This is a genomic window from Anabaena sp. UHCC 0399, assembly GCF_034931465.1.
GTDB lineage: Bacteria > Cyanobacteriota > Cyanobacteriia > Cyanobacteriales > Nostocaceae > Trichormus > Trichormus minutissimus.
In genome coordinates, this window is the sequence record NZ_JAYGGZ010000011.1 from 23319 (window position 1) to 44431 (window position 21113).

General features: G+C 41.9%; 18 protein-coding genes, 2 pseudogenes and 1 riboswitch. Of the genes and pseudogenes, 8 read left to right on the plus strand and 12 right to left on the minus strand.

Annotated features, from left to right (window positions below; genetic code table 11):
• Positions 1–106 precede the first annotated feature (106 nt).
• Positions 107–982: a lipid kinase gene (locus VB693_RS08340; protein ID WP_323265851.1), complete on the minus strand. Its 876-nt coding sequence runs from the start codon at positions 980–982 to the stop codon at positions 107–109.
• Positions 983–1716: 734 nt separating this feature from the next.
• Here VB693_RS08340 and VB693_RS08345 point away from each other — a divergent pair.
• The 3 genes from VB693_RS08345 (at position 1717) to VB693_RS08355 (ending at position 5581) form a co-directional block, all read left to right on the plus strand.
• The gene (locus VB693_RS08345; RefSeq protein ID WP_323265852.1) at positions 1717–2145 is read left to right on the plus strand and encodes a hypothetical protein; all 429 of its coding nucleotides are present in this window, start codon (positions 1717–1719) and stop codon (positions 2143–2145) included.
• Between the two features lie 564 nt (positions 2146–2709).
• Complete coding sequence (locus VB693_RS08350) at positions 2710–5403, plus strand: S8 family serine peptidase (protein WP_323265853.1); 2694 nt, start codon at positions 2710–2712, stop codon at positions 5401–5403.
• Positions 5396–5581, plus strand: coding sequence for a hypothetical protein (locus VB693_RS08355; protein WP_323265854.1), 186 nt, complete (start codon positions 5396–5398; stop codon positions 5579–5581). The genes VB693_RS08350 and VB693_RS08355 overlap by 8 nt, the downstream gene beginning before the upstream one ends.
• Positions 5582–5586: 5 nt before the next feature.
• On the opposite strand, the gene cobJ is transcribed toward VB693_RS08355, so the two are convergent.
• From cobJ to VB693_RS08390, 7 genes and pseudogenes are all read right to left on the minus strand, one after another.
• Positions 5587–7275 carry a precorrin-3B C(17)-methyltransferase gene (gene cobJ, locus VB693_RS08360; protein WP_323265855.1) on the minus strand — a complete coding sequence of 563 codons (1689 nt, stop codon included), beginning with the start codon at positions 7273–7275 and terminating at the stop codon, positions 5587–5589.
• 80 nt (positions 7276–7355) lie between these two features.
• Positions 7356–7733, minus strand: a complete 378-nt coding sequence (locus VB693_RS08365) for a hypothetical protein (protein ID WP_323265856.1) — start codon at positions 7731–7733, stop codon at positions 7356–7358.
• On the minus strand, positions 7705–8292 hold the full coding sequence (locus VB693_RS08370; RefSeq protein WP_323265857.1) for a Panacea domain-containing protein: 588 nt from the start codon (positions 8290–8292) through the stop codon (positions 7705–7707). The genes VB693_RS08365 and VB693_RS08370 overlap by 29 nt, the downstream gene beginning before the upstream one ends.
• A gap of 174 nt (positions 8293–8466) precedes the next feature.
• Positions 8467–9171 carry a precorrin-2 C(20)-methyltransferase gene (locus tag VB693_RS08375; RefSeq protein WP_323265858.1) on the minus strand — a complete coding sequence of 235 codons (705 nt, stop codon included), beginning with the start codon at positions 9169–9171 and terminating at the stop codon, positions 8467–8469.
• Between the two features lie 2 nt (positions 9172–9173).
• Positions 9174–9800, minus strand: a complete 627-nt coding sequence (locus VB693_RS08380) for a precorrin-8X methylmutase (protein WP_323265930.1) — start codon at positions 9798–9800, stop codon at positions 9174–9176.
• 150 nt (positions 9801–9950) lie between these two features.
• Positions 9951–11318: pseudogene (gene cobG / locus VB693_RS08385) on the minus strand (precorrin-3B synthase); the annotation flags it as partial.
• A gap of 37 nt (positions 11319–11355) precedes the next feature.
• Positions 11356–11493: riboswitch (cobalamin riboswitch) on the minus strand.
• 24 nt (positions 11494–11517) lie between these two features.
• The gene (locus VB693_RS08390) at positions 11518–12603 is read right to left on the minus strand and encodes an SGNH/GDSL hydrolase family protein (RefSeq protein ID WP_323265859.1); all 1086 of its coding nucleotides are present in this window, start codon (positions 12601–12603) and stop codon (positions 11518–11520) included.
• Between the two features lie 187 nt (positions 12604–12790).
• On the opposite strand from VB693_RS08390, the gene cbiE reads away from it, so the two are divergent.
• Positions 12791–14023 carry a precorrin-6y C5,15-methyltransferase (decarboxylating) subunit CbiE gene (gene cbiE / locus VB693_RS08395; protein ID WP_323265860.1) on the plus strand — a complete coding sequence of 411 codons (1233 nt, stop codon included), beginning with the start codon at positions 12791–12793 and terminating at the stop codon, positions 14021–14023.
• Positions 14024–14067: 44 nt separating this feature from the next.
• Here the strand turns inward: cbiE and VB693_RS08400 are convergent, their stop codons facing one another.
• Both VB693_RS08400 and VB693_RS08405 read right to left on the minus strand, forming a co-directional pair.
• Positions 14068–14481, minus strand: a complete 414-nt coding sequence (locus tag VB693_RS08400) for a hypothetical protein (protein WP_323265861.1) — start codon at positions 14479–14481, stop codon at positions 14068–14070.
• 125 nt (positions 14482–14606) lie between these two features.
• Positions 14607–15128, minus strand: a complete 522-nt coding sequence (locus VB693_RS08405) for a universal stress protein (RefSeq protein WP_323265862.1) — start codon at positions 15126–15128, stop codon at positions 14607–14609.
• 374 nt (positions 15129–15502) lie between these two features.
• Here VB693_RS08405 and VB693_RS08410 point away from each other — a divergent pair, with 374 nt between their 5' ends.
• Positions 15503–15709, plus strand: a complete 207-nt coding sequence (locus tag VB693_RS08410) for a hypothetical protein (RefSeq protein WP_323265863.1) — start codon at positions 15503–15505, stop codon at positions 15707–15709.
• 188 nt (positions 15710–15897) lie between these two features.
• Here VB693_RS08410 and VB693_RS08415 read toward each other — a convergent pair whose 3' ends face one another.
• Together VB693_RS08415 and VB693_RS08420 are read right to left on the minus strand one after the other, a co-directional pair.
• Complete coding sequence (locus tag VB693_RS08415; RefSeq protein ID WP_190700857.1) at positions 15898–16119, minus strand: DUF4327 family protein; 222 nt, start codon at positions 16117–16119, stop codon at positions 15898–15900.
• Between the two features lie 205 nt (positions 16120–16324).
• Complete coding sequence (locus VB693_RS08420; protein WP_190700860.1) at positions 16325–16786, minus strand: hypothetical protein; 462 nt, start codon at positions 16784–16786, stop codon at positions 16325–16327.
• 517 nt (positions 16787–17303) lie between these two features.
• Here VB693_RS08420 and VB693_RS08425 point away from each other — a divergent pair.
• From VB693_RS08425 to dnaK, 3 genes and pseudogenes are all read left to right on the plus strand, one after another.
• A pseudogene (locus VB693_RS08425) lies at positions 17304–18340 on the plus strand (AI-2E family transporter).
• 78 nt (positions 18341–18418) lie between these two features.
• Positions 18419–18571, plus strand: a complete 153-nt coding sequence (locus tag VB693_RS08430; RefSeq protein WP_323265864.1) for a hypothetical protein — start codon at positions 18419–18421, stop codon at positions 18569–18571.
• A gap of 631 nt (positions 18572–19202) precedes the next feature.
• Positions 19203–21098: a molecular chaperone DnaK gene (gene dnaK / locus VB693_RS08435; protein WP_190700868.1), complete on the plus strand. Its 1896-nt coding sequence runs from the start codon at positions 19203–19205 to the stop codon at positions 21096–21098.
• Positions 21099–21113 lie beyond the last annotated feature (15 nt).

Sequence of the window (21113 nt, forward strand, 5' to 3'; positions counted from 1 at the left end):
GATTTTTAATTGGCGATTTTAGATTGGGATATCAATCTAAAATTTTTTGTCTCCCTTGTCTCCAATCCCTAAGTGTTCTTTAATTTTGAATTTATTTCTTCACTCCCTAAACTGGCGGAACGAAAACAGCTACAGCTTTAGGAATAACACGGAACTTAGCCGGGGTGTATGTAGTAATTTCTCCATCGGTATTAATCGGGCGCGGTTTATGTGTATAAACTTCTATTTCTTGTCCAGATAAGGCGCGGACATTTTGCCGATGAATATGTCTCCCGTTTCGCATAGCAGGTAGCAACGGAATCATTTGCCACCAATGTTTAATTTCTAAACTATAAAGGTCTAATCTTTGGTCATCAATTTTAGCATCGTGAACTACAGCCATACCACCACCGTAATAACGACCATTACCTACAGCAATTTGCACTGTTTTGACTCGGAAGCATCTATCTTGCACGCGAATTTCTGCGCTAAAGGGTCGAGATTCCCAAATTACCTGTAATGCTGTAACTGCATATGCCAAAATTCCCCAGCGTCGTTTAAACTCTTTAGTCAGTTTTTGGGTAATTTTTACACTCAATCCTAAGCTGGCAACGTTAAAAAAGTGTTTACCATTGACCCATCCTAAATCAATACGTCGTAATTCTCCAGAGGCTATTGTTTTACAAGCTTCTGGTAGAGAGTTAGAAATACCTAAAGTCTTCGCTAAATCATTGGCAGTTCCTAAAGGTAATATTCCTAAAGGTAACTGAGTCTCTACTAAAGCATCTACTACGGCATTAAGAGTACCATCACCACCACCAACGATGACTAAATCCACATGATTTTTATATTTGTGTATGATATGAGCCAAATGTTTGGGGTTTTCTGTAGATTCTTCAATTAATTCCCAGCCAAATGTTTGCAGGTAATTAATTGCTTCCAAGAGACGTTTTTGTCCCTGGCGGGCATGACGATTTACTAATAGTAATGCGCGGGAACTCATGGGGAGTTTTCTTTAAAGGTAATATATCGAACTTATCCACAGCTATCAGCTCACTTTTACTGGCATTCTGCATTGTTTGGTGGTTTAAATTACCAAAAACATGGTGACAATAGTAGCGGCATAATCTAGCTTAACGCGATTATCTATAACTGGGTTCATGCTTGAGTATGGAATATAAAAATTAGAGGGAGTAGAAATTTTATATAGCAAATTGACCATCCCGGTTCTTAGAAAAATTGGAACTCTGAAGTTTCAATAAGGATAGTATCAAATGTCAGTTAATTTTGTATCACAGGCAAGATTATCCATAAACAAAAATCTATTTTTATACAAGGACTCACTTATAAATTACTCTTAATTATTTCCCTGTTTCATATTTCTAAATTTATGAGATTTAACTAAGCATATTAGGTAATGAAAAATCTATTTTTTTGTATATCACTATATTAGTATTGACAATGCAGGTTTCTGCACTATTACTTACATAATCATTAAAGAAGCCAGGTTTTTCAAGCCAATATCATGGCAGGAATTGAATTGCAATACAGTTTTCTGCAAATTTAACTGCAAGATTGAGCAATTATCAGTGATAAAGCTTGCATTATAGTCAGCAGAAAGGGTGAAGGAATAATTCTTGTAATTTTTTTAATCTGTTTTGTGTCGCTCAAAATTGAGCAGCAACATTCTTGTCAGTTCTAACATAAAGCCAATAAATTCTCATTAGGAGAAAAATCATGTTGAGAAAAATGGTAGTATCTTTATTGACATCTGTTGGGATATTAAGCCTCAACGCTAACTCTGCATTAGCGGAAAGACCTGTTGATTTTAGATACTACAAAACTCTTTACCCATCAAGTTGTAATATTGCGATCGCAGGTGAAAGATATCGTTGCGACTATACAGTCGTTGGGGCTTTCAATGATGCTAGTGCCAATATTAAGCTATGCTCAACCCGCGATTGCTTAATTCTGATCCTTACTCCTACTCAACTAGCTAATGTCGCTGATGGTAACTATTTTTACATTCGCCAAATGGCATGGCAAACTGGTAATTCTATTACTCGTCAATGGAATGTATCTCTAACTTGTAGTTCTAGTGCTGATAGTATGGGATGTATAGGAGAAGTGGAAAATGGTAGTGCGATCGCAATTTATGTTGAGTAGTATTTGAATTAATTGCTTGCAAGCGTGATATTTTAGACTTAACCCAAGTAATAATACTCGATGTATTAATCATTTACTCCCAAATTGTGGAAAATATTGTCCAAAAACTGAAGTTTGTTAGTAAAAGTGAAGCCCAGGAATAGTCCTAAGAGCCACCAGCACTTGAAATAATATTAATTAATCATAGTTTTATTTATTATGTTTCGGAAGTTTTGTACGTGAACTATTTAAGTTTGTACGCATAAGTAACGCCGTAATCTTACGACAAATGTAGTCATGAAAACTGCTGCCAATTGCAACTTTACATAGATTGAGATCAATTGCAATACAGTTTCCTGCAATCTTACATACATGATGGTGCATAGATAAATACCAAATATTGCATCTCAGACAGCATTTAACTGAATGACTAATTTTTATACTTCCTTTATTCTGTGAATTTAAGAAGGTTGCAATTTGCCACTAATAGCTAATGAATTATTAGCTATTAAGAATTCAGCATCTCTAGATCATCAGACTAACTTTTCAATATCAAAACATTTTCACAATTAAAGAGACAAACTTATGACTACTATTCCTTCTGATCCCTTATTTCAGTATCAATGGTATCTCTACAACCAAGGACAATCCGGCGGTACTCCTGGTATGGATCTCAACGTAGTTAATGTTTGGGATGACTATACAGGGCGAGGTGTTCTAGTTGGTGTGATCGATGATGGATTTGATTATACCCACTATGATTTGGATAATAATTACGATACAACGAAAGATTATGACAGCCTTAGTCAAGATTCTGATGCCTTCCCCACTCTATTTGATGATAATCACGGGACATCGGTAGCAGGTATCATTGGTGCTGAGGCTAATGGAGTTGGCACTGTGGGTGTAGCTTTCAATGCCAGGATTACAGGCATTCGGGCTATTCCTGGTTCTATAAATACTGCAACTGATGCTCTGACGCGTGCTGCGAGTTTTGATGTTGTCAATAATAGTTGGGGTTTTGGAGCTAATTTTTTTCTCGATAATTTTTATACTAGTCCACAAGCAGGACAAGCGATCGCTAATGCTGTTACTAATGGACGTAACGGATTAGGCACAGCGATCGTATTTGCCGCCGCAAATGACCGTGAGCAAGGGGATAACACCAACTATCACAACTTTCAGAACTCTCGCCATGCCATTACTGTAGCTGCACTTGATGATGATGGCTTCGCATCTTCATACAGTACACCTGGTGCTTCGATTCTTGTTTCTGCTTTTGGTAGCGATTCATTTGGCAGTATTGTGACTACAGACCGTAGAGGATCTGCTGGTTATGATTCAGGAGACTATAACTACGAGTTTAACGGCACTTCAGCAGCAGCTCCAATGGTTTCTGGGGTAGTCGCCTTAATGCTGGAAGCCAATCGTAATTTAGGTTATCGAGATATACAAGAAATTCTCGCCTATTCAGCTCGCCAAAACGATTTCTATAGCATAGGGGGAAATTACGTTTGGCAAATTAACGGTGCTAACAATTTGAATGGTGGGGGTTTACACGTCAGTCATGACTATGGATTTGGCTTGGTAGATGCTCTTGCTGCTGTGCGTTTGGCTGAGACTTGGCAAAAACAGAGCCGATTTAACAACGAGCAGTCTCTTTCCTATAATTCAGGTAATTTAGGCTTGACTGTTCCAGATAACGATGAGGCAGGAATTAGTCACACTTTTACTGTGGCGGCTGGTTTAGATATTGATTGGGTAGAAGTAGAACTCAATCTGACTCATCCCTATCGGGGTGATATAGTTGTTTTCCTGACTTCTCCTAGTGGGGTTCAGAGTGTTCTGGTTCATCAACCTGGTAATAAGGAAGATGAGGGAGACAATATCGTGTTTAAACTCTCTAGCACGCAACACTGGGGAGAAAGCAGTGCTGGCAATTGGACTCTTACAATCCAGGATTTAGGCCCCACAGATATCGGCATTTTCAATAGTTGGAAATTAAATTTATACGGTGATACAGATACTATCAATGACACTTATTTCTACACCAATGAGTATGGTTTTTATGGCTCAACTACATTAACGGATAGTTCAGGTACTGATACGATTAATGCGGCGGCGATTACTTCCAACTCTTACCTAAACCTGAATCCAGGTTCTACAAGTATCCTCAATGGGACTGTCTTAACCATCAGTACAGGAACTACAATCGAAAATGCTTTTGGTGGCGATGGTAATGACACAATTATCGGTAATAGTGCTGCTAACGTTTTGCATGGTGGTAGGGGTAATGATACTCTCGATGGCGGATTAGGTAACGATACACTCAGGGGTGGCAGAGGAAACGACACATACATAGTCAATAGCACTGGGGATATAGTTACAGAAAACGCCAATGAAGGTACAGATACAGTTCAGTCAACTGTTACTTATACCCTGGGTGCGAATGTCGAGAATTTAACTCTCACTGGTACATCTGCTATTAACGGCACAGGTAACAGTCTGAACAACACGATCGCCGGTAATAGTGGTAATAATAGACTCAATGGCGGTGCTGGTAATGATTTTCTGACTGCTGGTGCTGGTAATGACACCCTTGATGGTGGTACAGGTAATGACAGAATGCTTGGTGGCGGGGGTAACGATATCTACATTGTTGATAGTATGGGAGATTACGTTTCCGAAAATGCCAACCAAGGTACGGACTTAGTTCAATCTTCTGTTAGCTATACATTGGGTAATAGTTTAGAGAATTTAACTCTCACTGGTACATCTGCCATTAACGGTACTGGTAATCATCTTAACAACACTATTACAGGTAACAGTGGCAACAATACCCTAAACGGCGGAGATGGTAATGATACTCTTAATGGTGGAGCGGGTGTTGATACTCTCCTCGGCGGTAAGGGCAATGACATCCTCGTTGGTGGTACTGGTAACGATACACTAACAGGGGGTGTAGGACGCGATCGCTTTACTTTCAATTCCCGTAGTGAAGGTATCGACAGAATTACTGATTTTACCGTGGTTGATGACACTATCGTTGTCTCTGCGGCTGGCTTTGGTGGGGGGTTGGTTGTAGGCGCGGCGATCGCGGCTAGTCAATTTTTCCTTGGTTCAGCAGCTACTACAAGTAGTCAGAGATTTCTTTACGACCGAAATAACGGTGCTTTGTTCTTTGACCAGGATGGCACAGGTGCGATCGCTAAAATTCAATTTGGTACACTCAATACGGGACTGTCCCTAACGAATGCAGATATTTTCGTTAATGCTTGACATCCTCTCCCGCTACACTACAAGCGGTGTAGCGGGAGAAACCCAAGTAGTGAGTCTTGGGTTTCTGTTTCCTTCCCTTCGGGTTCGCCTGTTGCTCCATTTGGGGAGACCCCAAGACCGCACCGGACTTACCATTACTGGACTTTCGCAACTGCCCTTTAGACTTCGCTACCGCTAACAGCACTAATACCGACGTGGTGTATAGACAGAAAAACTACCATCGCTGCGGTTAATAATTCTAGTTTGACTAGAACCGACAATAATCACGGTTCGCATATCTGCAATACCTGGTGTTAACTGTTCAAGGGTAATTACTTGCACTGTTTGCTTTGGTCTGCCGAGATTTCGTGCTAAAACTACCGGAGTATTGGGTGTTCTATAACGCAACAAAATATTTTTCGCGTCAGCTAATTGCCAAGTGCGCTCTTTAGAAACAGGATTGTAAAAGGCAATGGCGAAATCAGCTTGAGCAGCAGCAGCAATACGTTGTTCTATAATTGACCAAGGCTTCAAAATGTCAGATAAGGAAATCGCACAAAAATCATGTCCTAATGGTGCGCCAACGGCGGCGGCGGCGGCTTGCATGGCGGAAATTCCCGGTGCGACGTGAATATCAATAGTGTCCCATTCGGGCTTGTGGTGGTGGTCGAGGACTTCAAACACGGCAGCCGCCATTGCATAGATACCAGGGTCGCCGGAAGAAACTACGACTACATACCGTCCAGTCGCAGCTAAATCTAAGGCCATACTTGCGCGTGCGATTTCTTCGCGGTTGTCTGACTCATGGCGTTGTTTTCCCACTGCGAGAGAACCTACTAAATCTAGATAAGTTTTGTAGCCTACTAAGTCAGTGGCAGATTTGAGAATTTCTTTGACTTCCGGTGACATCCATTGAGAACTACCGGGGCCTGTACCGATAATCGCTAAACGTCCTCGTGGCTGACCGATGGTGTTGGGGTCTATGGGTTGGGGGGAAATAGCGATCATCGCCATCTGGGATGAAGTGGAAATTAATTTACCATCTTTACCTGTTGCTGCTAGGGCTATTTCTTGCGCTTTTAAGTCTTCATGGAAAAAGCGAGTCGGGACACTGTAGAAACTGGCGATGGTATGTATATTTGGGTTAGCGGCGATAGCGATGGGTGCAAATATGCCGGCGATAGATGCGGGGGCGATGTCTGCATTTGCTAGTAATGCTTGTACTGAGTCTAGAGTAACATCAGTGTGAGTGATGGCGATCGCAACATTTTTGGGATGATATACCAGACAGTTAGCTGTAGGAGTCACACAGCGTTCTGTGACTCGAATAGTTAAATCACCGTTGGGGTCAATGGGTAACTGACTATTACTTAACCAAGGTGCAGTTCCTTCTAACTTTACCTGCTCCCCTGCTAATAAATCAGAGATAAATTTTTTAGCATCCTCTGGGTTGGCTAAATGATACTCAGGGGGAGGGGATAACAACGCCGTGCGGAAACGGATATCGCCTGTAGTGGTAATTGCTGCTTGGGTATCCAGTACCTCAGCAATGCGCCGTGCTAAATCATTGACTCCATTGAGTCCCCCCAAAAGCGGGACAACTGCGCTACCATCCTCAGCCACCGCTAACACTGGCGGTTCTTGGCGTTTGTCGGAAATTAGGGGTGCTAGGGTTCTGATGAGAATACCCGCCGCACAAATACCAATTAGGGGTGTTCCTTCAGCAAACAATTCCCGCAGTGTGTCGCCGAAATTAGTGAAGCTGATATCAACCTCTGAGGTGCGACCTGCTAAACCGTATAGCGTCGCCCCTGGTAAGACGGTGATGATTTTGCGGGCTAGTGCTACGCTATTTTGACTTAATACTACAACGGCAGGTGCAACCTTATTCATGGAATTTCTGGAACTTGGGAATGGATATCTTAGTTAATCTTCTTCAAATCAAACCACAGATGAATAAATATCATCTTGTGCTAGCAGTCTAGTATTTCTTGAATAACACTCTTCAAATCTGTATCGGCAGGACGTTTTGTAAACTGCTCATGACTATAAATCCAAACAAGCTTGATTGTAGAGGTAGTAGCATTAACCAAATACATCAATCTAATTTGTCCTGAAGCTCCCTTGGAAAATCTCAGTTCCAACTTATGAAATGTCCATTCTTCAGGTAGTCGAATCTTTCCCGGTAAAGGTTCTTGACGGGAGTTGTAGGGATAGGGGTCTTCTAGCAAATCTTCCAAAACCTGGGCGACTAATTCAACAAAACCATTTCCATGAAACTTTGCAAGTTTTTTAAAAGAACGCTGAAAATTATCAGATTTCTCAATCGAGAAGGGAGTTGAGCCAGTCACGGACTTCTCCTTTAGCAATACGAGTTGAGGATTCTGAATTACAACTGTCTTCCAACACTTTAGACATTATAGGCTCATAAGCAGGATTTTCACGCTCTATTAAATCAAGCTTTTGATAACCTAATGCCTTCATATCTTCCAGCAAAATTGGCTGAGTTGAACTAGCATCTGAAGATAAACCCTTGCGTGCTTTTATCCACGGAAACTCTAAATGAGTCATATTACTGAGTCGGTAAGCATGATAGCCACCAAAATATTCCCAGATTTCTTCTAAAACCTCTTTCTGCTCATCAGGAATCTGTGATAGAAATTCTTGTCCAGGTATAGGTAATTGTTGTGCTTCAAATTCACTGTAAAACCCGTAAGCAGGAGGACACACAGGCCCGTATCGCCATGCTTGAATTTCTTCATCAAACAATGGCTGATTATACAAGGCTAAATGCAAGCTTTGTGAATAGTACAGAAGCTTTTGAACTTTCATATTTGTCATTTCTGCTTCGATACCATCTTCGTAGGCTCTCACAATAAAGTAGCGAGCCACGTCTAGACAATTAATCATAGGTCAGACCCGCAAACTGAATCAAGCTCACTAACATAGCAAATAAATCTCATATTAGCGCGTCTACATACTATATTAACCAATAATTGCTATTACATAGTACAAAAATACTAAATATTTTTAGCTGGTATGAGTTGATCAAATAGGCTGTAGAAATCCATTTTTACCAAACTTCTATAACCGACTCTTACTAGGTATAACAATCATGGCAAAGTAAGGTACTTCAGCCGGATCAACCTCATCTATGGGTACAATCCTTTGGTGTGCTGTTGTTGCCCGTTCAATATATAACGCCCGTGATGCTAATCCTAATTTATACAGGATATCTCGCACCTTTGTAAAGTGGCGACCGAGTTTCATAATGGCTGCTGCATCAGTTGTCAGCAATTTTGTGGTGAGTTCTTCGGCTGGGAGGGGTGCAGGTAAAACTGTGAGAACATCGTTGTAGTAGGTGAACGGTACACCCAAGGACACAGCACACGCCATTAATGAAGATACTCCGGGGACGACTTCCGTTTGGTAGTGTTCAGATAGGCGTGTAAATACATACATAAATGAGCCGTAAAAAAACGGGTCGCCTTCACACACTACTACTACATCCCTTCCGGCTGCTAGATGTGCGGCGATGGGTGCAACTTCTTGGTCGTAAATTTCCTGGGCTTTTTCTGGTTCTAAGGCGCGGGGGAGGTGATAGGCTACTTCGATTTGTTCGCCTGTGAGATATTGAGAAACGATCGCTCGCGCTATACTCTCTTTATCTGTGGCTGACTGATAGGCAATCACGGGTGCAGCACGCAATAGCCGCAAGGCTTTCAGGGTCAATAGTTCTGGATCTCCTGGCCCTACACCAACTCCATAGAGACGACCTTTAGCTGTCATAATTATTCTGCCTCCGTTGCGAGGGCGTTAACTGCGGCTGCGGCGATCGCACTGCCACCGCGCCGACCATGTAAAGTTAAAAATGGTACATTGCGGCTATCTGCTGCCAGTGCGGCTTTTGATTCGGCTGCTCCCACAAACCCCACGGGAAAACCTAAAATTACCGCAGGTTTGGGACATCCTTGATCTAGCATTTCCAGTAATCTAAATAATGCTGTGGGTGCGTTACCAATGGCGACAACTGCCCCCTCTAGATAAGGTTGCCATAATTCCAAAGCCGCCGCCGACCTAGTATTACCTAACTTTTTCGCTAATTCTGGGACTTCTGGCTCATTGAGGGTGCAGATAACTTGGTTATTGGCAGATAAGCGTTTCCTTGTCACTCCGTCAGCTACCATGCGACAATCACACAAAATCGGTGCGCCTGCTGCTAGTGCTGCCCTGGCTGACTGTACTGCCGTTGCTGAATATCCTAGGTCTGTGACGATATCCGTCATTCCACAGGCATGGATGAGACGCACTGCAACTTTAGCTACATCTGCGGGTAGTATATCTAGATTGGCTTCCGAACGAATGATGGCGAAGGAATTACGGTAGATTTCATTGGCATCGCGGATGTATTCAGGCATGGAGTTCGGATGAGAAAATAACTGTTGTAGTTGGGCGGGTGGGTAGCGGTTGGCAAATTCCCCAAAAGATTCGGCGGGATTTAAGCGTTTGTTTTTATACACATTTAACATCTGCTCCATGAGGGCGGGTAAGTCGGTAAAGCTTACATCATCATAGAGTTCACGTCCAAATTTTTGGTTACTGTCTCCCACATAGACTTGATAGCGTTCCTCACTGACACCGAGTAAAGCAATATCACTTTTACCATGCTGGGCGCAGGATTTTTCACAGCCGCTCAGGTGGATATTTACGGGATGTTCTAAGTTGACGCGGGATTGGAGATAGTCTGCTAATACTAAGGCGTGAGTTTTGGTATCTGTCGCCGCAGCTGCACACCCCTGATTACCAGAACAAGCTACTAAGGCACTTTTAATGTTAGTTGGTGAGGCATCTAATTTTAAATCAGTGATTTCTCTTTGAACCTCAGTCAGTCTGTGTTGGGGAATGTCTGTTAGTAGTACATTCTGCCAGGGGGTAAGTCGGAGTGTTCCATTACTGTATTTTTCGGATAAGTCGGCTAAACCTCGTAGTTGCTGCGTTTCTAAGCGGCCTAGGGGTAATACTATGCCGATGTAATATAACCCTGGTTGGCGTTGGGAATGGATACCGATGTGGTGATATTGGTTGTTTGACCTCTCCCCTACAAGGGAGAAACTTTTCTCTTTCTCCCCCTTCCCTACTAGGGAAGGGGGTAGGGGGGTTAGGTTTCTTCTCCTCAACGGAAATGATAATTGCGGCTCAACTTGTTTTAGGTAGTTATCTAAACCCAGGTGATTGATTACTTCTCTGAGTCTTGGTTTACGTTGAGTATGGGGATTGATTTTCTCACGCAGAGGCGCAGAGGCGCAGAGAGGATGAGAGTGAGTTAGATAGATATCTGTTAAGGTGGCTAGGACTGATAGGGATTGCTCTGGTAATATTAAGATCCCGGTGTCGGTGGGGGGTTTGCCTTTTGCGCCTGCACTGAGATAGAGGCGGAAGTAGGTTTTATTGTCTATTGCTACCGCGCTCAATGTGATATCGTTGGGGCGATCGCCAACGGAAACTAAACCACCACCATCAAAACAGACGCTAAATTTTGCGGATAGTCCTGATAAGGTGGAATGTTGGGTAATGTAGTTGTCCCAGTTTTGGACGAAGGGGCGGGTATCGATGAGTTCTTGGGGGTCAATACCAGCTGTGGGACTGGTCATAATGTTGCGGATTTGGTCTACACCACTGTTGTTAGAACCTAATCCTAAGTTCTGGAGTTGTTGGAGGACTTCAGGTTCTATCCCTTGGCGAATTTCTCGGATTTGCAGGTTGGCGCGGTTAGTTACGTCTATGTAGCCACCGCCGTATTTGTCGGCGATATCTGCGATCGCCTGACATTGTTTACTATTAATTATGCCCCCTGGTATTCTGATGCGCGATAAGATTCCATCTTGGGCAGGTGTGGCATAAAATAAACCAGGGCAAGGGGTAGAACCAGACAGCAAAACTCCAACTCCTTCCCTGTGCGACGCAGGGAGTAGACGACGGACGATCTCTTGAAGTTGGCATTCTGACTCAAAAACTTTTTTGTTTTATTACAGCTGCGGCACAGTCCCGGAATCTCACCAGAGTTTCCCAACTTCAAGTTTTAGTAATTTAACATGATCAGGCATTCAGAAAATTGAATGCTTCATATTATTTTGATCAACCTGACAAATCTGTAGATGTATGTTTTTTTACAGATGCTTGATTTTTTCTCTGTTTGCCCTTGCGAACCGCTATAGATCCTAAAACAGCACCGACGGCTAGCTGAGATAAGATCATTGATGGCTCAGGAACTAATGTTTTATGAGCTAGGTTGCCAATAAATCTATGCGCAGCACTGGTAGGATGTAGGGCATCCCAAAATAGATACTCATCTGGATTGTCACAAATTTCGGGTGGTGGTGAGGAAGGATTAGCAAATAGCGGAGAGTTCATTAAGCAAGGATCTTTGACATTTGTCAAATTAAACTTTGATGGTGTAATAATGGCTTGTTGAAATAGAGAACCTGCATCCAATGTTTTGAGCTTAATTCCAGGCTGGTTAGGATTAGATTGCCCAAAAGCTTGAGAAAATAAGAAATTATGTCCCAAACTTAATTGATTCAGTCCCTCAGAAACTACTTGACCTTGACTGGTAGCAATTGGTGTGCTGCCCAAAAGTGGTAAATTAACAACTAAAAAATTGCGTGCGCCAAAATTATAAAGTGTATCAACCGCACCAACTAAATTAGCAACTGGCTGGTTGGGATTTGTCACTCCAGCACCTACGTAATCGTTTGCACCAGCCCATAAGATATAAAGTGCTTGTGAATCAGCAATGGGATTCGCTTGTATAAATTGAGTAATTTGTTGTGTTAATCCTACGTATCCAGGGAGTCCAGGAATCGGAAAAGTGTTTTGATCACCAGTGGTAGCACTATTCACAGCAAAGTTAATACCTGTAGGGCTATTCCCGCCGGCAAGTTGAGATACTGGAGGTAAGGGTAATCCTAATTTCGATGCTAGTTGATCTAACCAGATGGGGCCGTTAGAAAATCGCCCATTAAAGTAACCAACCTGACTGGGAGGAAGGCCTGGTATGATTGCGGAGGAGTTGCCTGTATCGGTAAGACTATCACCAAAAGCGTATATGCTGCTGAAGTTGGCTGCTTGCGCTGCGGTGGGCATCACAGCTACAAATGTTAGGGGTAGGGAAGTAAAAACGATGGTTTTGCATATTTGATTGATAAAGTTTTGTAAGTGCATGATCTATGTCCTCTACTACTTAAGTAGGTATAATTAATTTCATTTGACACTAATTTAGGTACTCTTCAGGAAATTTATAGTTAAATTTCAACATTTATGTTTGATAGTGTTGTTGAATACTTAAGTTTTGAGAAAGGTGGGGAACGCAGAGGATCGCAGAGGTTAACGCGGAGGTACGCAGGAGGTTATGAGGGGGAAGTGGCTGTCTATTATAGGTGTTGGTGAGGATGGGTTGGCGGGATTGAGTGCGATCGCTTGTTCTCTGGTGGCTGAAGCTGAGATAATTGTGGGAGGCGATCGCCATTTGGCTATGTTACCTACTGATGATGCACGGGAGAAAATATCTTGGTCTTCTCCTATTAGTGGTTCTATAGACGCAATTATTCAGCGTCGGGGTAGGTCGGTGTGTGTATTAGCCAGTGGTGATCCTCTCTGTTATGGGGTGGGTGCTACTTTGATACAACACATTCCCATTTCGGAAATGACTATTATCCCTGCGCCTTCAGCTTTTAGTCTCGCTTGTTCCAGATTGGGATGGTCTTTAACTGAGGTGGAAACTTTGAGTTTATGCGGTCGTCCCCCGGCTTTGCTGCAATCTTATATCTATCCTGGTGCGCGGTTGTTAATTTTGAGTGCAGGGAAAGATACGCCAGGGGTTGTGGCGGAAATTCTGAGACAGCGCGGTTTTGGTAGCAGTCAAATCACTGTTCTGGAACGGATGGGCGGTGTTCATGAAAGGATAATCACAGCAACAGCCGCAACATGGGAGACAGAAGATATTGCAGATTTAAATGCGATCGCAGTACATTGTCTTGCTGATGCTGGAATTATACCTTTATCTAGGCTACCAGGATTACCAGATGACGCTTATCACCATGATGGACAGCTAACGAAACGGGAAGTTAGGGCTGTGACTCTCTCAACCCTCGCACCCACACCAGGACAATTACTTTGGGATGTAGGCGCGGGTTGTGGTTCTATATCTATAGAATGGATGCGAACTCATCCCAGATGTCAGGCGATCGCTATTGAACAAAATTCTACTAGACTGCAATATATTGCTGATAATGCCGCCGCTTTGGGTACTCCCAATTTAAAAATCGTTGAGGGGAAAGCACCATCAGCCCTGAAAGACTTACCCCAACCAGACGCTATCTTTATTGGTGGTGGAGTCACAGCCGATGGATTATTTGACATTTGTTGGCAAGCATTACGCCCCGGCGGACTTTTAGTTGCTAATGTCGTCACTATAGAAGGTGAGCAAACCTTATATAAATGGTATGAAAAAGTAGGCGGCAGTTTCACCCGCATAGCTATTCAACGGGCAGAACCTATCGGTAAATTTTTAGGCTGGAAAGCAATGGCGAATGTTACGCAATTCGTAATTCGTAATGGACTGCGTCCCGCTACGCTAACGTAATTCGTAATTGGGGATGAGTAACTCTCTCCCCTGTCACCTATCCCTCAAACTTTCAACACTTGATCTAGTAAATTCCTCGCAGGTTGGGCTTTAGTCAGTGCTGTTTGATGGTCGCTATAAGCACGAACCAAACGAGATAGACTGTTTACGCCTGTTTTGAGTTGATCTAGTTCTTCACCAGCAACTAGTTCACCGTCTAGCATTCGCCCAATCAAAGGTTTGATATCGCCCACGTCTTGCCGAACTTTTTGCAGCTTTTCTAAAGCACTCAGTAAGCCTTTAAGAGAGTTTAAGATTTCATCAATATCTTGAACATCCTGTACATCCTGTACATCCTGCACATCTTCAACTGTTTCAGGCGTATCTTCTGTTGTCTCAGTCTCTTCAATCTCTGAAACTACAGGCAATTCTTGTACAGATGTTTCCGTTTCATTTTTCACCCCGGTTGTTTTTGCCATCAACGCTTCCTCTAGCAATTTTCCTTAGTCTACCAAGAAAGATAGGGGACAGGGGATTGGGCATGAGGGAGAAAGACCAAAGTAACATCTTGCGGTCTCTAGATTATCCCTATATTCCTAACCTCTCACATTGCTGATGTTGCGACGAGATTATCAGGAGTCACGGAAGTTAAACTTTGAACTGTTAACACAGAACAGGGCGCATGATGTAATACATAATTGCTAACGCTACCTAGGAAAAATTCACTTAATCCACTTAGTCCCCGACGACCTAAAACAATTAAGTCAGCGTTCCAACTCCGGCTAATGTCACATATAATCCGGCTGGGTTCGCCAAGTTCTTGAGTAAAATCTGCTGTTATGTTTTTAGCGATCGCTTGATTATTTAACAGGGTCAAAAACTCAATTCCCTCTTGCTTTAAATTTTCCCATTGACCTACATAATATTCCACACCATGAGTTTGAGAAGTACCATAGGTGCTTTGTGTTTCCATTGCGGAAGCATTCAGGTAATCATCATTAAAAGGTGAAATAACGTGTAGCAACAATAATTCGGCATTGTTTGCTGTTGCTAAATTTAGGGCGTTGTCAAAAACCTGCCGCCCCATGTCATTCTTGTTCAGCGCGACTAAAATTTTGTTAAACATAATTCAAAGTCCTGAGTCAATCGGTAAAAAATGGCGCGGTCAGTAAAAAACTCCTAAATCTCACAACTCTGTTTATAGGAAGAAAATTTGAGTTTCTTGTGAGGATGTTGGGTTTTTCCTCCCTATTTTCTCCTGCTTCCTCTACTTTCTTGTCTTCTCTTACCTATCGCCTATTATCTGTCCCCTAACTCTTAATTGAAAACTTCAATTTTAATGTACAAAAGTTACGAAGTATTGCTGATTATTGTTTTACTCACACAAAACTCATATTCCCTCATTATTCTCTAGATAGAAATACTTATTTTATGAAAAACTCTTTTCCTTTGAATTAGTTAATTCCAATCAATCAATCTTTAATAAGAGGATTTAAAGTTATGACTAACTGTCCTTGTTGTTCTGGTTTACTTTTACGGCATCTCCGTAATTCTCAAGTTCACTGGTTTTGCCGCCACTGTTGGCAAGATATGCCAGTATTTTACAGGGAAAACCCTGCTTCTTTAGTTGATATCCTTGTCAGTAATTTCTCTTACAGTTTTGATCAGCAACAATCTGATCAAAGACTTATGAGTGCTGAGTCCTGAGTCCTGAGTAATCTGTCAATAAATACTCTTTCCATCTCCCTTCGTTCACCTGTCACCTGTCACCTGTCACCTCAACTTTAGATAAAATGCTTAAACCCTCGAATCGATTCGAGGGTTCTAATTTTGTGGTTAATTTTGTAAAGTGAATTTATCAAGGATGCTATTAATGGGGATCATGGTTTAATGCTTCAGTCTTCTTCCCATTTTTCATGACTTAACAAGTCAATAATTCTATCTCTGAGCAAAAATTCATTTTTTTCTAACTCTAGCTCAAAGAATGGCCAATCACGGTCTGGAATATATTTACAGAGAGTATAAATTGGCTGTTGACGGTTAAGAAGTTTTTTGGAGACTAATTGACGGGCTTCATCCTTGATAACCTCAATATCATATTTGACAACAGTATTCATAGCTTGTTCCTTCGCTATTGATCAAGGAATTGGGAGTGAAAACAATAAATGTCTATACTCCACCTTAAACTTATCAAAAAATAGTGTAAATTGTGAGGACTCTAAAGATTAAAGCTTATTTGGGTTAGTTTGTTTTCATCCTTTAGATAGAATCATTCCCCAAATATTCGTGATAGTCTCTGCGTGGTATAAATGGATATACGTTTTAAGGTTTTTTAGATTTTTGCATTTTCAATTGCTGAGAACGCATAGCTTCGCGACCCAGAAGAAACATTCCCGTTACACCCAAACTGACAAACCAAATATATTGATACCAGTATTTGTGAATCTGCTCAATCGTACTCATTTTTGGGTGTAAAGTATTGCAATAAAGCAATAATACCAAAATCATCAAAGCCCCAAAACCAACGAAGCTTAAACCGACAAATATCCTCGCTGGTTGTAATTCAACATCACTAATTGTTTCTAAGTCAATTTTTGAGAGTTCCTGTAAATAGTCCTCAGCTAGAATTGAGGCTGCTTGTAAACTATTACTTAGCTTTGGAGGCAAAATTGTCGCAAGTGTGGCAACTGTAGGGCGACGGATGAACGCTTCAGTATCGCGCAACAATACCAATGGCTTATGTACTGTAGCAGTTTGGGCAGTGGCTTTGCTTTCAAAATCCATAGCACGCCTGAGAAACAACAGGATACAGGATTTGAACCTCGCATGACTTCTTGTCAGGCGATTCCTGCTTCAACGATCTCCGCCTGGGTTAATCCAGGTCTTCTAAGTTCTCCACAGGCGTTTAAAGCCTCCGGCGCACCGACGGCGGCTAAACTAATCTAAACACAAATCGAATTAAACATACCATATCAAATGGCACAAAAGCCCGGAATCCAATTCTTTTGACCGATGCCCATTTTAGATTGAAGAAAATCCAAAAACTCAAAGCCCCATACCCCATCGGGGTCAATCCAAAATCCAAAATCCGTTAACTTTCGGCTTCTGCCTTGAGGTAATATAGCAATGCTAAATCATTCCTGAGAGCCAAAAAAATTGGGGTTCTGAGTTTCGTAAGTCTCACAAATCAAATAGGATGGCGATAGTAGTTTTTTACTGGACAGAGTTAAATGAATGTCTGTTTTAGTCTCTGGTAAACTTTATTTAAAAAATAAAATTTTATTATATTAAATATTTATATATGAATGAAAAAACTATTAAAAGAATCTGGGATCAATTAAATAATACCAAGCTAATACGCTATGTATTACTTTTTGCATTGGGCTGGGGAATTATTCAAGTATTAAGCTATTTTGCCACAGTAATCGTTATTTTTATTTTTGCAGCTATTCTCGCATTTTTGTTGAGTTATCCAGTACGGTGGTCTGAGCGTTTTCTACCACATAGTATTGCAGTTATAATTGTTTTTTTACTCAGTTTACTTATTGTATTAGGGTTGGTAGCCACACTGGGTTTTGCAATTCTATCTCAAGGTCAAGAACTAGCAAATCAAGCACCTAAATTTCTAGATTCTGCCATTAGTATATTAGATAGATTACAAACTTTTTTGACGAATTTAAATTTTCGAGTCGATTTTAAAGCTATAGAAAATGAACTCCGAAATCAGGTATTATCATTTATTGGTAATGGTTTGGTGAATATACCGAATTTACTATTTAATTTCGTAGATTTGATTTTGATAGCAGTCGTAGCTTTTTTTATGTTGCTAGATGGTCAAAGAGTTTGGCGTTTTATTTTGAAGATTTTTCCGGAAAATATGCGGGATAAAATAACAGTAGCAATTCAACAAAATTTTTTAGGTTTTTTTTGGGGACGCTTATTATTATCTTTGTTTTTTGGAGTTTCAATATTTATTATATTCATTATTTTGCAATTACCTTATGCACTATTTTTGGCAGTGATCGCAGGTGTATTTGATTTAATTCCTGGCATTGGAGCTACAATCGGAATTGCTCTAGTTTCTCTCATTGTTTTACCTCAAGGAATTTGGGTAAGCCTAAAAGTATAATCGGTTGTGTCCTTCTCCAGCAAGTAGAAGAAAACTTACTCATGCCGCGAATTATGCAAGGCTCAATTAACATGAATCCAGTCTTTATGTTTTTTGCCTTATTAGTAGGAGCTAAGGTTGCAGGATTGGTGGGAGTTTTCTTATCCATTCCCTTAGCGGGAGTATTAATTAGCTTGTTTGAAATTGAAGAGATGCAGGGAGGGGGTTAAACCAATTCGCTATGATCCTCCCGCCCGGCTAACGCTCTAAGCGCAGCTACGCCGCAGACAAGTGCTGACTTGGAATATATGGAAGTGAAGCTAGGACAACCAGCCATCATTACCAGTGAATATGGCGATTTTACAGGCGAACTCAGGGGAACAGTCGAGCAAATCGGGCTGCAAATCTGTAAAACCCGCATCAATCAAAACCAAAATCACCCTACTGGTCTATCAAGTTAGTTTTGACTGTTTGTAGTAAGGACTTTAGTCCTGATTTTTCTAAGGACTAAAGTCCTCTCTACGTTCCCTGCGGGACGCTGCGCGTTCACGCAGTGTTCCGTAGGAAACGCGGAGCGTGTCGTAGACAGACGCTACGCGAACACTACAAACTTGCTTACCCCTCAATTCAAATTTGATGACCTACTACCCTACTTCTGCTAAAACGGGATCTGTATTCTATCAGACCTGCCATTTTTTTGCCTTTGAGTCCGATTACTTAGTATAAACACTGGTTTATCTTGCCTCATTATGGGGTGATTTACATCTAAAGACGGCAAACACCACATTAACTTTACGGTTGACCCTAATTACTCAAAGTATTAATTCTCATAAATTAGACAGAGTGAAAGCAGTTTAATCGATGAACCAACTAGAAACATACTTTAAAATTAACCGTCCCATCCATTGTTCGGGAAAACACCCTTCATGGACTGGCTACACAAGCTCAGTATATATATCAGCGTAACTTGGATTTACAACTCCAAAAGGTTATCGATGCTGAATGAACTGCTTTTTTAACTAGTTGGTTCAAAGATTAAATCTCTTATATTCCCATTCATTCATTTGTAGTTATACGGAGCCAGCACCGAAAATGGCAAAAGTAGTTGGAATTGATTTAGGTACAACTAACTCCTGCGTCGCAGTAATGGAAGGTGGTACACCAACGGTTATTGCTAACGCTGAAGGGTTTCGCACCACCCCCTCAGTAGTAGCGTTTGCTAAAAATGGCGACACTTTGGTAGGACAAATTGCCAAACGCCAAGCAGTGATGAATCCAGAAAACACTTTCTACTCTGTAAAGCGTTTTATTGGTCGTCGCTTTGATGAAGTTACTAATGAAGCCACAGAAGTTTCTTATAAAGTTCTCAGCAGTGGCGGTAACGTCAAGCTAGACTCTTCTGGTAAACAATTTGCACCAGAAGAAATTTCTGCGAAGGTTCTCCGTAAACTAGTGGAAGACGCTAGTAAGTATTTAGGCGAAACTGTCACCCAAGCCGTAATCACCGTTCCTGCCTACTTCAATGACTCCCAACGTCAAGCCACCAAAGATGCTGGTAAAATCGCTGGCATTGAAGTCATGCGGATTATCAACGAGCCTACAGCCGCTTCCTTAGCTTACGGCTTCGACAGAAAGAGCAACGAAACCATCCTGGTATTTGACTTAGGTGGTGGTACATTCGACGTATCTGTTCTGGAAGTAGGCGATGGCGTGTTTGAAGTATTGTCTACTTCTGGTGATACCCACCTTGGTGGTGACGACTTCGATAAAAAAATCGTTGATTACTTAGCTGAACAATTTAGAAAAGACGAAGGTATCGACCTCCGCAAAGACAAACAAGCTTTACAACGTCTGACTGAAGCCGCAGAAAAAGCTAAAATTGAGCTTTCTAGCGTTACTCAAGCAGAAATCAACCTCCCATTCATCACCGCTACCCAGGATGGCCCTAAACACCTGGATACGACTTTAACTCGTGCCACATTTGAAGAACTTTGCTCGGACTTAATTGACCGTTGCCGCATCCCCGTAGAAAATGCTCTCAGAGATGCCAAGTTAAACAAGAGCAATATTGATGAAGTCGTATTAGTTGGTGGTTCGACCCGTATTCCCGCAGTGCAGGATGTGGTCAAGCGGGTACTGGGTAAAGAACCCAATCAAACTGTTAACCCTGATGAAGTTGTGGCAGTTGGTGCAGCTATTCAAGCAGGTGTTCTGGCTGGTGATGTGACAGGTATCTTGTTGTTAGACGTATCACCACTATCCTTGGGTGTAGAAACCTTGGGTGGCGTGATGACCAAGATTATTCCTCGTAACACTACTATTCCTACCAAAAAATCAGAAGTCTTCTCGACTGCTGTTGATGGTCAAACTAATGTAGAAATTCACGTCCTTCAAGGGGAACGGGAATTTGCTAACGATAACAAGAGTTTAGGAACTTTCCGCCTGGATGGTATTCCTCCCGCACCTCGTGGTGTTCCCCAAATTGAAGTAACCTTCGATATCGACGCTAACGGTATCCTCAACGTCGCCGCGAAGGACAAAGGTACTGGTAAGGAACAATCTATCAGTATTACTGGTGCTTCCACCTTAGATAAAACCGACGTTGACCGGATGGTGCGTGAAGCCGAACAAAATGCGTCTTCGGATAAAGACCGTCGGGAGAAAATTGAACGCAAGAACCAAGCCGACTCCTTAGCTTACCAAGCAGAGAAGCAGCTGCAAGAATTAGGCGATAAAGTGCCAGCTGCTGATAAAGAAAAGGTTGAAGGTTTGGTAAAAGAAGTGCGGGAAGCCGTTGCGAAGGAAGATGACGAGCAAATCAAGAAGTTGACACCAGAATTACAACAAGCATTGTTTGCAGTTGGTAGCAACATCTATCAGCAAGCTGGTGGTGCTGCTCCTGGTGCTGAACCTCAAGATGGCGGTGCTACTCCTCCCTCTGATGGCGGTGATGATGTGATTGACGCTGACTTTACTGAAAGTAAGTAAGTGGGCAATGAGAGA

Coding starts and splice junctions, on each gene's coding strand:
- VB693_RS08380 (WP_323265930.1), bottom strand. CDS start 9,800: ATGCCTGAATACATCCGCGATGCCAATGAAATCTACCGTAATTCCTTC.
- VB693_RS08390 (WP_323265859.1), bottom strand. CDS start 12,603: ATGCACTTACAAAACTTTATCAATCAAATATGCAAAACCATCGTTTTT.
- VB693_RS08410 (WP_323265863.1), top strand. CDS start 15,503: ATGACTAACTGTCCTTGTTGTTCTGGTTTACTTTTACGGCATCTCCGT.
- VB693_RS08340 (WP_323265851.1), bottom strand. CDS start 982: ATGAGTTCCCGCGCATTACTATTAGTAAATCGTCATGCCCGCCAGGGA.
- VB693_RS08405 (WP_323265862.1), bottom strand. CDS start 15,128: ATGTTTAACAAAATTTTAGTCGCGCTGAACAAGAATGACATGGGGCGG.
- VB693_RS08415 (WP_190700857.1), bottom strand. CDS start 16,119: ATGAATACTGTTGTCAAATATGATATTGAGGTTATCAAGGATGAAGCC.
- dnaK (WP_190700868.1), top strand. CDS start 19,203: ATGGCAAAAGTAGTTGGAATTGATTTAGGTACAACTAACTCCTGCGTC.
- cbiE (WP_323265860.1), top strand. CDS start 12,791: ATGAGGGGGAAGTGGCTGTCTATTATAGGTGTTGGTGAGGATGGGTTG.
- VB693_RS08420 (WP_190700860.1), bottom strand. CDS start 16,786: ATGGATTTTGAAAGCAAAGCCACTGCCCAAACTGCTACAGTACATAAG.
- VB693_RS08430 (WP_323265864.1), top strand. CDS start 18,419: ATGGAAGTGAAGCTAGGACAACCAGCCATCATTACCAGTGAATATGGC.
- VB693_RS08355 (WP_323265854.1), top strand. CDS start 5,396: ATGCTTGACATCCTCTCCCGCTACACTACAAGCGGTGTAGCGGGAGAA.
- VB693_RS08400 (WP_323265861.1), bottom strand. CDS start 14,481: ATGGCAAAAACAACCGGGGTGAAAAATGAAACGGAAACATCTGTACAA.
- cobJ (WP_323265855.1), bottom strand. CDS start 7,275: ATGAATAAGGTTGCACCTGCCGTTGTAGTATTAAGTCAAAATAGCGTA.
- VB693_RS08345 (WP_323265852.1), top strand. CDS start 1,717: ATGTTGAGAAAAATGGTAGTATCTTTATTGACATCTGTTGGGATATTA.
- VB693_RS08375 (WP_323265858.1), bottom strand. CDS start 9,171: ATGACAGCTAAAGGTCGTCTCTATGGAGTTGGTGTAGGGCCAGGAGAT.
- VB693_RS08370 (WP_323265857.1), bottom strand. CDS start 8,292: ATGATTAATTGTCTAGACGTGGCTCGCTACTTTATTGTGAGAGCCTAC.
- VB693_RS08350 (WP_323265853.1), top strand. CDS start 2,710: ATGACTACTATTCCTTCTGATCCCTTATTTCAGTATCAATGGTATCTC.